This window comes from Chthoniobacter sp. (assembly GCF_040003245.1).
Classification (GTDB): domain Bacteria; phylum Verrucomicrobiota; class Verrucomicrobiia; order Chthoniobacterales; family Chthoniobacteraceae; genus Chthoniobacter.
Map to the genome: position 1 here is coordinate 1 of NZ_JBDUCX010000048.1, position 13,054 is coordinate 13,054.

11 protein-coding genes are annotated in these 13,054 nt (G+C 61.8%); 7 read left to right on the forward strand and 4 right to left on the reverse strand.

Features of this window, described 5'->3' with window-relative positions; genetic code table 11:
* Positions 1-405 precede the first annotated feature (405 nt).
* Together ABJF10_RS08680 and ABJF10_RS08685 are read right to left on the reverse strand one after the other, a co-directional pair.
* Positions 406-1,377 carry a KpsF/GutQ family sugar-phosphate isomerase gene (locus ABJF10_RS08680; RefSeq protein ID WP_348544156.1) on the reverse strand — a complete coding sequence of 324 codons (972 nt, stop codon included), beginning with the start codon at positions 1,375-1,377 and terminating at the stop codon, positions 406-408.
* Positions 1,378-1,432: 55 nt separating this feature from the next.
* Complete coding sequence (locus ABJF10_RS08685; RefSeq protein ID WP_348544157.1) at positions 1,433-1,711, reverse strand: HPr family phosphocarrier protein; 279 nt, start codon at positions 1,709-1,711, stop codon at positions 1,433-1,435.
* A gap of 85 nt (positions 1,712-1,796) precedes the next feature.
* On the opposite strand from ABJF10_RS08685, the gene ABJF10_RS08690 reads away from it, so the two are divergent.
* The gene (locus ABJF10_RS08690; RefSeq protein ID WP_348544158.1) at positions 1,797-3,011 is read left to right on the forward strand and encodes a glycosyltransferase; all 1,215 of its coding nucleotides are present in this window, start codon (positions 1,797-1,799) and stop codon (positions 3,009-3,011) included.
* Positions 3,008-3,367, forward strand: coding sequence for a hypothetical protein (locus tag ABJF10_RS08695; protein WP_348544159.1), 360 nt, complete (start codon positions 3,008-3,010; stop codon positions 3,365-3,367). Before ABJF10_RS08690 ends, ABJF10_RS08695 begins: the two co-directional genes overlap by 4 nt.
* Before the next feature lie 304 nt (positions 3,368-3,671).
* On the opposite strand, the gene ABJF10_RS08700 is transcribed toward ABJF10_RS08695, so the two are convergent.
* Entirely contained in the window at positions 3,672-5,846 is a 2,175-nt protein-coding gene (locus ABJF10_RS08700; RefSeq protein ID WP_348544160.1) for a PBP1A family penicillin-binding protein, read from the reverse strand.
* Positions 5,847-5,906: 60 nt separating this feature from the next.
* Between ABJF10_RS08700 and trmD the strand changes: the two genes are divergently transcribed.
* Together trmD and ABJF10_RS08710 are read left to right on the forward strand one after the other, a co-directional pair.
* The gene (gene trmD / locus ABJF10_RS08705) at positions 5,907-6,671 is read left to right on the forward strand and encodes a tRNA (guanosine(37)-N1)-methyltransferase TrmD (RefSeq protein WP_348544161.1); all 765 of its coding nucleotides are present in this window, start codon (positions 5,907-5,909) and stop codon (positions 6,669-6,671) included.
* 204 nt (positions 6,672-6,875) lie between these two features.
* Positions 6,876-8,540, forward strand: a complete 1,665-nt coding sequence (locus ABJF10_RS08710; RefSeq protein WP_348544162.1) for a tetratricopeptide repeat protein — start codon at positions 6,876-6,878, stop codon at positions 8,538-8,540.
* On the opposite strand, the gene ABJF10_RS08715 is transcribed toward ABJF10_RS08710, so the two are convergent.
* Positions 8,537-8,788, reverse strand: coding sequence for a hypothetical protein (locus ABJF10_RS08715; RefSeq protein WP_348544163.1), 252 nt, complete (start codon positions 8,786-8,788; stop codon positions 8,537-8,539). The two genes, ABJF10_RS08710 and ABJF10_RS08715, sit on opposite strands and share 4 nt — an antisense overlap.
* Before the next feature lie 40 nt (positions 8,789-8,828).
* Between ABJF10_RS08715 and ABJF10_RS08720 the strand changes: the two genes are divergently transcribed.
* From ABJF10_RS08720 to ABJF10_RS08730, 3 genes are all read left to right on the forward strand, one after another.
* Positions 8,829-9,980 carry a glycosyltransferase family 4 protein gene (locus ABJF10_RS08720; protein WP_348544164.1) on the forward strand — a complete coding sequence of 384 codons (1,152 nt, stop codon included), beginning with the start codon at positions 8,829-8,831 and terminating at the stop codon, positions 9,978-9,980.
* Complete coding sequence (glgB, locus tag ABJF10_RS08725; protein WP_348544165.1) at positions 9,977-12,187, forward strand: 1,4-alpha-glucan branching protein GlgB; 2,211 nt, start codon at positions 9,977-9,979, stop codon at positions 12,185-12,187. Before ABJF10_RS08720 ends, glgB begins: the two co-directional genes overlap by 4 nt.
* Before the next feature lie 126 nt (positions 12,188-12,313).
* A complete protein-coding gene (locus ABJF10_RS08730) occupies positions 12,314-13,036 on the forward strand; it encodes a prepilin-type N-terminal cleavage/methylation domain-containing protein (RefSeq protein WP_348544166.1) in 723 nt (240 codons plus the stop codon).
* Positions 13,037-13,054 lie beyond the last annotated feature (18 nt).

Consider the following 13,054-nt stretch of genomic DNA (forward strand, 5'->3'; position numbering starts at 1 on the left):
AAGTCGCCTTCCGCAACATCAAGATCCGCATCCTCCCCGCCAAGGAATAAGGGCCGCAGCGCCCTTGTTTTGAGGTGCAAAGTGACATTTTCCGCCATGGAGCCAATGGAACCAATGGAGCCATGCACATTTTGCGCCGTGTTGTGCGACACTCACGGGCATGAACTCGACGACTCCCACTCCCTGCGCGACGGCCAGATCGCCCGTTTACCCACAACCCTTCACCAAAGGCAACGCTCCCTTTCCATCGCCAGCGCATGAAGCCAATTCAAGGTAAATCAAGCCTTCTCAGCCTTCAAAATTTTCGCGCTCCAACCGAAGACACAGAAGCTCATTTAAGGTGCCTTAAGCCCTCTTAAGCCGATTTAAGGCGCGAGATTTTTTCGCGGAGGCCGTGAGCGCGAATCAGACCAACCGGAAGCGGGCCAGATCCTGCGTATCGACTACGCCAATGGGTCGGCTGTCTTCGTCCAACACCACCAGGTCATCGATGCGGTGCTGTTCGATAAGATGCAGCACTTCGGCGGCCAGTTTTCCCGAACGAATCGTGATCGGTTTCAAGGTCATGAATCCGCCGACTTCACGCTCCAGCAGATCTTGATGCTTTTGAAAATGCCGCCCGAAATCGCCATGCGTGAAGATGCCCGCAAGCGTCCCATCTTCGTCCACGACCACGGCCACACCGGCGCGCATCTCCGCCATTTTCAGCAACACATCGCGAATCTTCATCGCCGGATCGACCAGCGCCATCTGTTCGGGGCCACGCATGATCTGGTTCACCTTCAGAAGCAACGTGCGGCCCAGGCGGCCACCGGGATGAAAGCGCGCAAAGTCCTCTTTCTGAAAGCCGCGCGCCTCGAGCAGCACCATCGCCAGGGCATCGCCGAGCACCAGCATCACGGTCGTGCTCGAGGTCGGCGCCAGGTTCAACGGACACGCCTCCTGCTCCACATTCACGTCGAGATGGATGTGGCAGTTTTGCGCGAGAAACGACTTGGGATTGCCGGTCATCGCGATGATGCGCACCTGGAACCGCGAAAGCGCTGGGAGGATATTCACGAGTTCATCGGTCTCTCCGCTCGAACTCAGCGCCAGGATCACGTCGCCATCCGCGACCACGCCCAGGTCGCCATGCAGCGCATTCAGCGAATTCAGCACCACCGCCGGCGAGCCCGTGCTGGTCAGCGTCGCGGCGATCTTTTCGCCGATGTGCCCGGACTTGCCCACCCCCACCACGACGACTTTGCCCCGGTTCTCCACGCAGCTTTGAATCGCCTCCACGGCCTCCAGAAACGAGCCATCCAGCCGGTCGAGCAGGCGTTGCACTTCGGCCATCTCCAACGCAATGACGCGGCGGGCTTTTTCGAGGTAATCCATGGAAAATCGATCTTAGATCAGGAAACCCCGTGGGGTAGAGCGATTTCCACCGGCGCTAGACCTGCTCGTTTTGCTCCTGCTCCTTGAATTCGAGGAGCAGCCGTTCCAACCGGTCGAGCGCCTGCTTCGCATCGGACCCGATGGCCTCGATCACGATGCGGGTGCCGCAATCCAGGTTCGCGCTGAGCACCTCCAGGATGCTGTGTGCGGAGAACCTCTCCTCGCCCTTTCGGATGGTGATTTCCGACTCGAACGTGTGCACACACCGCACGAATTCCGCCGCCGGGCGCGCGTGCAACCCGAGGGGATTCAAGATTTCGACTTCTCTCCGCATGATAGCGACACGATAAACGAGGCCCACGCAGCGGCAAGCGATACACCTCGCCGCCACGCGATTTCCATTCCCATTTCCCATCTGCATGTCCGAACCGACACCCCACCACGATTCCCCGCCTCCCCGCGGTGACGCTCCCGTGGCGGCGCAGTATCTCGCCACCTTCCTCAAGCCGGAGATGCTGCATATCTACCGGCAAATCACCGCTCTACACGCCTTTCGGCCCGTCGTCCTCTGCCAGAATCGCGAGCAACCCGAGGCCTTTCCTTTCGACGACGTCCGCCTCCTGCCCAAGCCCCGCACCCGCGCCCTGCGGCGCATCTGGCAAAAACAAATTCTTGGACGGCCCATCACCCTCTACCGGTCGGAAGCGCAACACCTCGCGAACATCCTGCGGGAAATCCGGGCGCAAGTGCTGCACGTCTACTTCGGCCACATGGGTGTGCATCTCCTGCCGCTCCTGGAGATTTCGCCGGTGCCGATCATCGTCAGTTTTCATGGAGCGGACGCGGGCATCGATCTCGAAAAACCCGCGCACCTCGCCATGACGCGGCGCATGCTCGATCGCGCCACGCTCCTCCTCGTGCGCTCCGAATCGCTGGCGCAACGGCTCACCGCCATCGGCGCCGACGCGCGCAAGATCCGCCTCCATCGCACCGGCATCCCCCTCGGCGAGATCTCTTTTCAGCAACGCAGCGCGCCGCCCGATGGCGCCTGGCGTTGCGTGCAGGCCTGTCGCTTGATCGCCAAGAAAGGCCTCGCCACCACCCTGCGCGCGTTCGCGGAATTCGGGCGCGAGTTTCCCCAGGCGACGTTGAGCATCGCGGGCGAAGGCCCGCAATTGGCCGAGCTGCAAGCGCTGGCCAAATCGCTTGGCATCGCCGGGCGCGTTGCGTTCCCCGGCTTCCTCTCGCAAGTGGAGCTGCGCGCCCTCTACGCCAGCGCCCATTTCTTCCTCCACCCCAGCGAGACCCCGCCCGATGGCGACCAGGAAGGCGTGCCCAATTCCATGCTCGAAGCCATGGCCAGCGGCCTGCCCGTCCTCGCGACCACGCACGGTGGCATCCCCGAGGCGGTCGAACACGGCGCCAGCGGCTGGCTGGTCCCCGAGCGTGACCACACCGCACTCGCCCAAGCCTGGCTCGCGCTCGCCCGCCATCCCACCCGCTATGCCCAAATGAGCGCCGCGGCGGTGGCCCGGGTCGCCGCCGCGTTCGACCTCACGGCACAAGCAAGACTCCTCGAAAGCTACTACCGGGAAGCCGGAGCGACGCTGCCAAAGCCCACCAACGCTAAATGAGTCTCTTCGATTTCTTCCGCCGACCGAAACAGAAAGCGCTGGACCGCGTGATCTTCAACGCTGATTCCGTCACGCGTTTTCGACCCGATGGCGTCGAGGAGACGATTCGGTGGGACGATCTTCACGAGGTGGGCATCCTGACCACCGACGAAGGCCCGTGGCTGGAAGACGTCTTTTTCCTGTTGATTGGCTCCGATGGAAAGTCTGGCTGCGTGGTTCCGCAATTGGCCGAGGGCTGCAAGGAGTTGGTCGAGCGATTGCAGCGGCTTCCAAATTTCAATAACGAAGCGCTCATTAAGGCAATGGGCTCGGCAGTCAATGCGCAATTTGTGTGCTGGAAACGCCAGGTCTCCTAACATCGACGCGACGACCCATGACCCTAAGAAGCATTCTCCTCCTTCTCGCCTGCATCGGCCTTGCGCCCGCCGTGCTCTGGTCGCTCCTGAGCATTGTGACCACCGCAGTGTCTGTCGCGTACCGTCCAGTCTCGTTGTCTTTCCGCATGTATTCTAAAACCGGAAGCGTTGGAGGGTTTCACTATCATGAGCTCCCAGTTGGCTGCGCACTTTGCATTCTGGCCGGCTCTGCCTTGATCATCTTCGGCGTTGCTTCCATTCCCCGCGGCAACTGACGCGGTCTCCTCGGAAGGCATTTTCACTCTTACTCCCCGCCAAAGAATTTCCGGAACGAGCGGAAGATGCTTTGCGGGAGCGAGCGCTTGGGGTTGTCGTCGCCGGAGCTGGCGCCTTGGGCGAGAATGCTGCCGCGGTGGACGCTGCAGCCGTCGCGCGGAATGCGGGACTCAGGGAGGTCGATGTTATAGGCGGTGCCGGCGTGGTCGCAGCCGTTCGTGGCGAGTTGATTGGAAATGGAGCAGATGGTGACGCGGCGCAAGGGCACGGGCGGCCGGAAGCTTTCCGCCGGATAGCGCTGAGCGGAGGCGGCCTTCATGACGTCGACCCAGATGGGCAGCGCAAGCGCGGAGCCGTAGCCTTTCGAGATAATTGTCTCGGGTTTGTCGAGGCCGACCCAGACGCCGCAGGTGAGCGAAGTGGTGTAGCCGACAAACCAGGCGTCGCGAAAATCGTTGGTCGTGCCGGTCTTGCCGGCGGCGGGTTTGGTGAAGCCGAGTGTTTTGGCGCTGGCGGCGGTGCCGCGCTCCATCACTTTGCCGAGGGTGCTGGTGAGCATCCAAGCGACACCGGGATCGAGGGCTTTGCTCTGGATGTGCGCGGCGCGGTAGATCGTTTCACCAGCGGCGTCGTCGATGCGCTCGATGATGTAGCTCTGCCGTCGCACGCCGTTGTTGGGGAAGACGGTGTAGGCGGCGGTGAGGTCGGCGACGTTGGCCTCGAAGGCTCCGAGGTAGACGGCCGGCAGATGCGGCATATTTTCAATGCCCACGGCGGCGGCGACGCGGGCGACTTCGTCCATGCCCGCACGCTCCCCGACCCGCACGCTCATGGTATTGCGCGATTGAATGAGGCCCTCCTCCAGGCGCAGCGGGCCTTTGTAAGTGCCGTCAGAGTTCTCGGGCGACCAATTGGCGGCCTGCCGCACTTCGCCGCGAGCGATGGGGCCGTCGTCGATGGAAGTGCCGGGGAGCAGGCCTTTGTCAAAAGCGGCCGCATAGACGAAGGGCTTGAAGGTCGAGCCGATCTGCCGCGAGGCTTTCCCCGCGATGGCGCGGTTGTATTTGCTCTCGGAAAAGTCGCGTCCGCCGACGATGGCGCGGATGCCGCCGGAGCGGTTGTCGATGACGACGAGCGCGCCTTGCAGGTAAGGCGTGTCCTGCTCCTCGGCTTTGGCCTGCGGGGAGAAATCGGCCTTCTTCGGATGCTTGTAACCAGGGCGGGCCTCGACCTTGGTGAGTTCGAGATCGACGACGGATTCCGCGGTCTTTTGCAGCGCCGGGTCGAGGGTGGTGTAGATCTTCATGCCGCCGTCCTGCCGCTGCTCGTCGGAAAGGAGGTCGTCCAACTCGCGCCGAACCATGTCCATCGCATAGTTGTCCTGCGCGGAAGTGGGACGCCTCTTCGCCAGCACCACGGGCGTGGATTTCGCCCTGGCCGCTTCGTCTGCCTTGATCTTGTCGAGCTTCACCATGCGATCGAGCACGGTGTCCCGTTCGTGCATGGCGCCTTTGAAATTCTTGAGCGGCGAGAAATACGAGGGCGCGCGGATGAGCCCGGCGATGGTGGCCGCCTCGCCCAGCGAGAGATCGGCCGCGTGCTTGCCGAAATACGTCAGGCTGGCTGTTTCGATCCCATACACGGTCGAACCGAAATAGATGCGGTTCATGTAGGCCTCGAGGATCTGGTCCTTGGAGTAGTTCTGCTCGATGCGGGCCGCAACAAAGGCCTCGAGTATTTTGCGATGCAGGCTTTTGCGCGCGCCGAGGCCCTCGGGGAAGCTGTTGCGGGCGAGCTGTTGGGTGAGCGTGCTCGCCCCTTCCTTGGCGGAGCCGTGGGTGAGATTGCGGAAGACCGCCCGCAAAATGCCGAAGGGATCGACGCCGTGATGCTGGTAAAAGCGCGCGTCCTCCCGCGAGAGGAGGGCTTTGACGAAATACGGGGAGACCTGCGCGAGCTTGACCGTCACGCGGTTTTGGCCAGGGAGCCGCGAGTAGACTTTGCCATCCATGTCATACACCGCCGAGCGCTCCGTCATATCCATCACTTCGCGCATATCGAACGAGGACGCCCAGAATCCGTAAACAAGGCAGACTAGCAGAACCATGACGAGGGCACCCAAGGCCAGCCACACTTTCCAGCGCGAGCGGGCGCGCGCCGCTTTCGCGCCGGGCTTGTTTTTATTCTTTGCGGTCTTGGCCACGCGGCGAACTATTCAACTTTACCGCGTGACGACAAGCTCGCGGTCTTCCGTTACTCTCTCATGCGCATCGACATCCTCACTCTTTTTCCGACCATCGCCGCCGTTCCGCTGGGCGAAAGCATGATCGGCAAGGCCCAGCAGCGCGGGCTGGTGACCATCCAGACACACAATTTGCGCGACTGGGCGCGCGACAAACACCACACCACGGACGATGCGCCCTACGGCGGCAGCCAGGGGATGGTGATGAAATGTGAACCGATCTTTGAGGCTGTAGAGGAGCTAAAAGCGAAGGCGAGTGCTCAGTTCTCAGTTCTTAGTGCTCAGTCAGAAGCCGCGACGCTGAATCCCACTGAGCACTCAGCACTCAGCACTAAGCACCCTTCCCCTCCCCGCGTCATCTTCCTCACCCCGGGCGGCAAGCGCTTTGACCAGCAAATGGCGACCGCGTATGCGCAGCCCGGCTCGCATCTCATCTTGCTTTGCGGGCATTACGAGGGGATCGACCAGCGGGTGATCGATCATCTGGTGGACGCGGAGATTTCCATCGGCGATTACGTGCTCACCAATGGCGCGATCGCGGCGGCGGTCGTGACCGATGCCATCGTGCGACTGCTGCCCGGGGTGCTCGGCGATGAAAACAGCGCGCCCGATGACAGCTTTGCCAGCGGCCTGATCGAGGGTCCGCAATACACGCGCCCGGTCGAGTTTCGCGGCTGGCGGGTGCCGGACATCCTGCTCAGTGGCAATCACGGAGCGATCGCGCAATGGCGTCGGGAACAAGCACTGGCCAAGACCCGGCAGGTGCGCCCCGATTTGTTGGAATAGCGCCGACCCGCGGCCATTTTGGGGGTTGCGGGTTCACTCCAAAAAGAAGCCCGCGAATCACTCGAATGACACAAATGGAAAGATCTCATTCGTGTGATCTGTGTGATTCGCGGGCCGAAATTTCCAACTAAGCAACTCGAAAAGGACGGAAATTCCCTTGTGCTCAAAATCGCTTTGGGCTCACGTCTCGGCGTTTCACCCGCCATGCCTACGATCACCGTCGAAGCCGCTTTCCAACTCGCTCTCGGCCATCGTGAGGCCGGACGGTTGGTGGAGTCGGAGGGGTTGCTTCGCCAGATCGTGGCCGCGCAGCCGAACCATGCGAGCGCCTGGCACCAGTTCGGGCTGGTCGTCCTCACACTCGGACGGCCCGGCGAGGCGGTGGAACTGATCGGGCGCGCGATTACCCTGCGCCCCAGTGACGCGTCGATGCACTCGGATCAAGGCGTCGCCGAGCGCCTGGGCGGGAATGTGGAGAGGGCCATCGCCTGCTTTGAACACGCCCTGCGTTTGCAGCCGAATCTCGCTCACACGCATCGCAGTCTCGGGGACGCCTTGCACACCATCGGCCGGGATGAGGCCGCCATCGCCAGCTATCGGAACGCGATGGCGATGGCCCCCGCCGATGCGGGCGCGCCGAACAATCTCGGCAATGTCTTCCTGCACCTGGGCCGGCTCGAGGAAGCGCAAGCGTGCTACGAACGCGCGGTGCAACTGGAACCACGCCTGATCCAGGCGCAGAGCAACCTCGGCGATGTGCTGACCAAACTCGGGCAGCCGGAAGCCGGTCTCATCTGTGCGCAGCGCGTTCTCGCTCTCGATCCCAATTTTCCCGGCGGCCACTTGAACATGGGCGTGGCTTTCTGGCGCATGTCGCGGTTCCCCGAAGCGGAGGCGTGCTATCGGCGGGCGATTGCCTTGTCCCCGGATTTTGTGGATGCGCACTTGAACCTCGGGTTGCTGCTGCTGTTGCACGGCCGATTCGAGGAGGGGTGGCGCGAGTACGAATGGCACTGGCGGTCGCCGGCGAACGACAATCGCCGCCGCGACCTGGTCGCACCGCCTTGGGATGGCGCGCCGGCCAACGGCCAGACGATCCTGGCTTTCGCCGACCAGGGGTTTGGCGACACGCTGCATTTCGTGCGCTACGTGCCGCTGCTGCTGGAACGGTCACGGGCGGCTCGCGTGGTAGTCGAATGCCAGGGTCCGCTGCTGCCGCTTTTGCGACAACTCGGAAATGCGCAGATCGAGTTTGTCCCTCGCGAAAGCTCGCCGGCGCACGATGCCCACGTCCCGCTCTTCAATCTGCCGCTGAGGTTGCACCATTTTGAACCGCTGGTGACGGCCACGCCGTTTCTGCGGGCCGACGAGGAAAAACGTGCCGCCTGGCGTTCCCGCCTCAGTTCCACCGGAACGCCGCGGGTCGGCCTCGTGTGGGCCGGCAATCCCGGGCAGGCCGACGATCGCCGACGCTCGATGTCTGCCGCGGCGCTGCAGCCCATTCTCGATGTCCCGGGCGTGACTTTTGTGAGTCTGCAGATCGAGCCCCGCGGCCCGCTGCCTTCTCCTCTCGCGGAGGCCGGGGTGCTCGATATTCGCCAGCACATTGCCGATTTCTCCGACAGCGCCGCGTTGCTGGCCGAGTTGGACCTCCTCATTGCCGTCGATACGTCGGTGGCGCATCTGGCGGGGGCATTGGGACGTCCGGTGTGGGCGATGCTGGCATCTGTGCCGGATTGGCGGTGGGGGCTCGGCCGGGCTGATACGCCTTTGTATCCGACGATGCGCTTGTTCCGGCAGCCGCGCGCGGGCGATTGGACGTCCGTGGTGGCGGAAGTAGCGACCGCGCTCCGCGCCTTTTCCGCCTAGAATTCCCCGTTGCCGCTGCGCTGTTTGACCTGGCCGAGCACCTGCTTGGTGCGGTCGATCGGGCGCTTGAGGGCATTGGTCTGCGGGGCGGGTGCAGCCGCGATGGCGGCCGACGGGTCGCGCGGACCGGTGGTCAGGGGGGCTACTTCCTTTTGGGTAATTTCACCCACCACCGGGGCGACGGGAGCCTTGTGGATGAGAAAAAAGTAAACCGCGGCCACTGTGGCGAGGAGGAAGACGTATTTCATTCTTGATAGGAGAGCATGCCTTGCGCCACACGGTTGCATAGTGAAGATCGCCCTCATCCATTACACCTACCTGCCGGTCGTGGGTGGCGTGGAGATTGTGATGGCGGAACATGCGCGGCTTTTCACCGAGCATGGACACCAGGTGACGGTGATCTGCGACCAGGGCGCGAGCGATGATCCGCGCATTCCCGTGGAATTGCTGCCCGATGCGGCGGACGCCGGCGAACTCGCCCGCGCACTGGAGCCGCGGCTCGCGAACATGGATGTAGTCATGATCCACAACATCGCCACGATGCCCTTCCACATCACGCTCACCGAGGCGCTCTGGAATCTGGCCAAGCGGCTGACAAGTGTGCGCTTCGTGGCGTGGGTGCACGATCTCGTGGCGTGCAATCCCGATTACGCCTTGCCCTCGATCGAGGAGTGGCCGTGGAGTTCGCTGGCCCGCGCGCACGACCGTTATCGCTACGTGGCGGTGTCGGAATTGCGCCGGCGACAATTTGCCGAGCTGACCGGCGGAAAGGCCACGGTGATTCCAAACGGCGTCGACCCGGCACGCCTGCTCGGGCTCACCGAATCGATCACCGAGCTCGCACAAGCCTACGATCTGCTCGGACGCGAGATCGTGCTGCTGCACCCGACGCGGCTGCTCAAGCGGAAGAATGTGGAGCTCGGCCTGCGGGTGACGGCGGCGCTGAAATCCGCGGGCCGCACCTGCGCGTATCTCATCACCGGGGCGCCGGATGCGCAGAACCCGGCTTCGCAAGCCTACGCCGAGTATCTCCATGGGCTTTGCGTGGAGCTCGACCTGGAAGATGATGCCCTGTTTTTGCAAGCGGATGTGCCGATTCCCGACCGGGATTTAGCGAGTCTTTTCGTGCTGGCGGATGCGCTGTTTTTCCCGAGCCGGCAGGAAGGTTTCGGCCTGCCCATCCTCGAGGCGGCGCTGCATCGGCTGCCGGTCTTCTGCGCGGCGATCGAGCCTTTGACGACGTTGCTGTCGCAGGGCGTCACCTTCTTCCCGCTCGACGCGGAGCCGGCCCAAATCGCCCTGACCGTGGCCGCACGGCTCGGCACCACCGAAGCGTGGCAGGCGCGGCATCAGATCCGCCGCCACTACGCGTGGCAGGCGGTCTATGCGAATTACCTCGCTCCCCTGCTCGCAGAGTTTGAAACTGTCGTCCCCGCATGAAAATCACGGCTCAACTCCCCACCTTGGATGAAGGAACCGTCGAAGCCATCGTCGGCGCCTATCATGGCGACCCCTTTTCCATTCTTGGCCAGCACCAGGCCGGCGATTGCCTGGCCGTGCGGGTCTTCCGGCCCGATGCCCGTGCGGTGACGGTGCGCGATGAAATCACCGGGAAAACCTACCCGGCTTTGCAAATCCATTCCGATGGATTTTTCGAGGCGGTCCTCGAAGGCGCGGCGGCGCGTATCACCTACCAGCTCGATTTCACCGGTCACGAAGGGCAGTCGTGGTCGGAACACGATCCCTACTCGTTTGGCGTGATGCTGGGGCCGCTGGACCTGCATCTTTTCGCGGAGGGCAACCACTGGAATCTTTACGATATGCTGGGCGCACATATCACGGAGTTTGCCGGTGTGCGGGGCACGAGTTTCCACGTGTGGGCGCCAAATGCGCAACGCGTGAGCGTGGTCGGCGAATTCAATTCCTGGGACGGCCGCCGCAACCCGATGCGCAAGCTGCTCGGTTGCGGGGTGTGGGAAATATTCCTGCCCAGCGTGGCCGAAGGTGCGCACTACAAATTCGAGGTCAAGCAATCGCACGGCGGCATCGTGCTCAAGAGCGACCCGTTCGCTTTTTTCGGGCAGCACGATACCTCGACGGCTTCGCTTGTTTTCGATCTCAAGCGTTACAAGTGGGACGACGGGGAATGGATGGAGAAGCGGAAGGGAAAGGTCGCGCACCAGAGCGCGATGAGCATTTACGAGGTCCACCTCGGCTCCTGGCAGCGGGTCGTCGAGGACGGCAATCGCTACCTGAGTTACCGCGAATTTGCCGAGACGCTGCTGCCCTACGTGGCGGACATGGGTTACACGCACATTGAGCTGCTGCCGGTCGCGGAGCATCCGTTCGACGGCTCGTGGGGCTATCAGGTCACGGGATTCTTTGCGCCAACCTCGCGCTTTGGGAATCCCGATGAGTTCCGCTATTTCGTCGACCGTTGCCACCAGTTGGGCATTGGCGTGATCCTCGATTGGGTGCCGGGGCATTTCCCGAAGGACGTGCATGGTCTGGCGACTTTTGACGGCACGCACCTTTACGAGCATGCCGATCCACGGCTCGGCGAGCACATGGATTGGGGCACTCTCATTTTCAACTACGGACGAAATGAGGTGCGCAATTTCCTCATCTCCAATGCGCTCTTCTGGTTCGACCAGTATCACATCGATGGGCTGCGGGTGGATGCGGTGGCCTCAATGCTCTATCTCGACTACTCCCGGAAAGCGGGCGAGTGGATTCCGAACTGCTTCGGCGGGCGCGAAAATCTGGAGGCGATCTATTTCCTCAAGCGCTTCAATGAAGTGTGCTACGAGCGCTTCCCTGGCATCGTGACCATCGCCGAGGAGAGCACCGCCTGGCCCGGCGTCTCCCGCCCCACGTATCTCGGCGGCCTCGGTTTCGGCCTGAAATGGAACATGGGCTGGATGCACGACTTCCTGAGCTACATGTCGAAGGAGCCGATCTATCGCCGCTTTCACCAAGGCGATATCACCTTCTCGCTGCTCTACGCTTTTCACGAGCACTTCGTCCTCGTGCTCAGCCACGATGAAGTGGTGCACGGCAAGGGCTCGCTACTCCAGAAGATGCCCGGCGACCACTGGCAGAAGTTTGCCAATTTGCGCATGTTTTATGCGTGGATGTACGCACATCCCGGCAAGAAGCTCATGTTCATGGGCGGCGAATTTGGCCAGAGCAGCGAATGGAACCACGACCAATCGCTCGACTGGCACCTCATGCAGTTCCCCGAGCACGACGGGCTGCGGCGGCTGGTCCAGCACCTGAATTGGGTCTACTCGAACGAGCCGGCGCTTTTCGACCAGGACGACAGTTTCGACGGCTTCGAGTGGATCGATTTTCACGACAGCGACAACTCGGTGGTCGCCTTCATGCGCAAGTCGCGATCCGGCGACCGCATCGCGTTTGTCATCAACGCCACGCCCGTGGTCCGCGACGCCTACCGGGTAGGGGTCAACGGCGAGGGCTGGTGGGAAGAACTCATCAACACCGATGCGCAAACCTATGGGGGGAGCAATGTTGGGAATTTCGGTGGCCAAAATGCCGAGGCCATCCCCTGGCAGGGCAAATCACATTCCCTGCTGCTTCGCTTGCCTCCCTTGGCGGTGGTAGGCCTAAAACGCCACTCTTCCTGACTAAAGGGCACGTTCTGAGGAAAAATGTTGCGCGGATTTGCAACAAAATCGTAACTTTTTATTTGCCTCCCCGTGGAAGCTTCGTATGATCTAGAAAAGTATTTATCTACCGAACCCCACCACCTCATGAAAACCTCCAAAACGAACGCCTTCACGCTCATTGAGCTGCTTGTCGTGATCTCCATTATCGCCATTCTGGCCGGCATTGCCTTGCCCGTATTCGGCGAAGTCCAGGTCCGCGGCGCACAGACCAAAGCCCTCTCCAACGCCAAACAAATTGGCACGGCCTGCAAACTGTTCGCCATGGACTACTCGGGTAACTATCCCCGCTGGTCCGACATGACTCAAAACCCACCGACCCCAGCCACCGCCGCGGCGTTGACCGATTCGAACAGCGTTCTCAAGAGTTTGATCCCCGATTACATCAGTGACGAGACCATCTTCTGGAATCCAAAATCCGCCGGCTATTGCGCGAAAAATCAACCTGACAACAAATTTGGCGCCGCAGCCGGTGCGGGTCAGGGCGGGGTGGCCCTCGACAAGGGTGAAAATTGCTGGGGCTATGTTGCTGGCTTGAGCGATACTTCCAGTTCCCGCTGGCCCCTGATTGCGGACGGAGCTCCCAAAGGAGTCTACTCGACCAACGAGAATGACCCGGGTGGAGTTTGGAAAGGCAAAAAGGCCATTCTCATCCGCGTGGATATCAGCGGCACAGTGGAAACCCTCTTCAGCGCCCAGCACACCATTAAGCGCGATGACACTCCTTCGTCGAACGCTTTGATTCCTGACGACTCTGCGGGGTGGTTGATCAAAGACTCCGTCTTTCTGGAGCCGACTACTTACCCCTAACCTGCGCTAGCTCTTTTA

What these genes read in the sequence shown, in the direction of transcription:
- ABJF10_RS08680 (WP_348544156.1), bottom strand. Translation starts at nt 1,377, where the DNA reads ATGGATTACCTCGAAAAAGCCCGCCGCGTCATTGCGTTGGAGATGGCC.
- trmD (WP_348544161.1), top strand. Translation starts at nt 5,907, where the DNA reads ATGCGCATCGACATCCTCACTCTTTTTCCGACCATCGCCGCCGTTCCG.
- ABJF10_RS08685 (WP_348544157.1), bottom strand. Translation starts at nt 1,711, where the DNA reads ATGCGGAGAGAAGTCGAAATCTTGAATCCCCTCGGGTTGCACGCGCGC.
- ABJF10_RS08690 (WP_348544158.1), top strand. Translation starts at nt 1,797, where the DNA reads ATGTCCGAACCGACACCCCACCACGATTCCCCGCCTCCCCGCGGTGAC.
- ABJF10_RS08715 (WP_348544163.1), bottom strand. Translation starts at nt 8,788, where the DNA reads ATGAAATACGTCTTCCTCCTCGCCACAGTGGCCGCGGTTTACTTTTTT.
- ABJF10_RS08695 (WP_348544159.1), top strand. Translation starts at nt 3,008, where the DNA reads ATGAGTCTCTTCGATTTCTTCCGCCGACCGAAACAGAAAGCGCTGGAC.
- ABJF10_RS08710 (WP_348544162.1), top strand. Translation starts at nt 6,876, where the DNA reads ATGCCTACGATCACCGTCGAAGCCGCTTTCCAACTCGCTCTCGGCCAT.
- ABJF10_RS08730 (WP_348544166.1), top strand. Translation starts at nt 12,314, where the DNA reads ATGAAAACCTCCAAAACGAACGCCTTCACGCTCATTGAGCTGCTTGTC.
- glgB (WP_348544165.1), top strand. Translation starts at nt 9,977, where the DNA reads ATGAAAATCACGGCTCAACTCCCCACCTTGGATGAAGGAACCGTCGAA.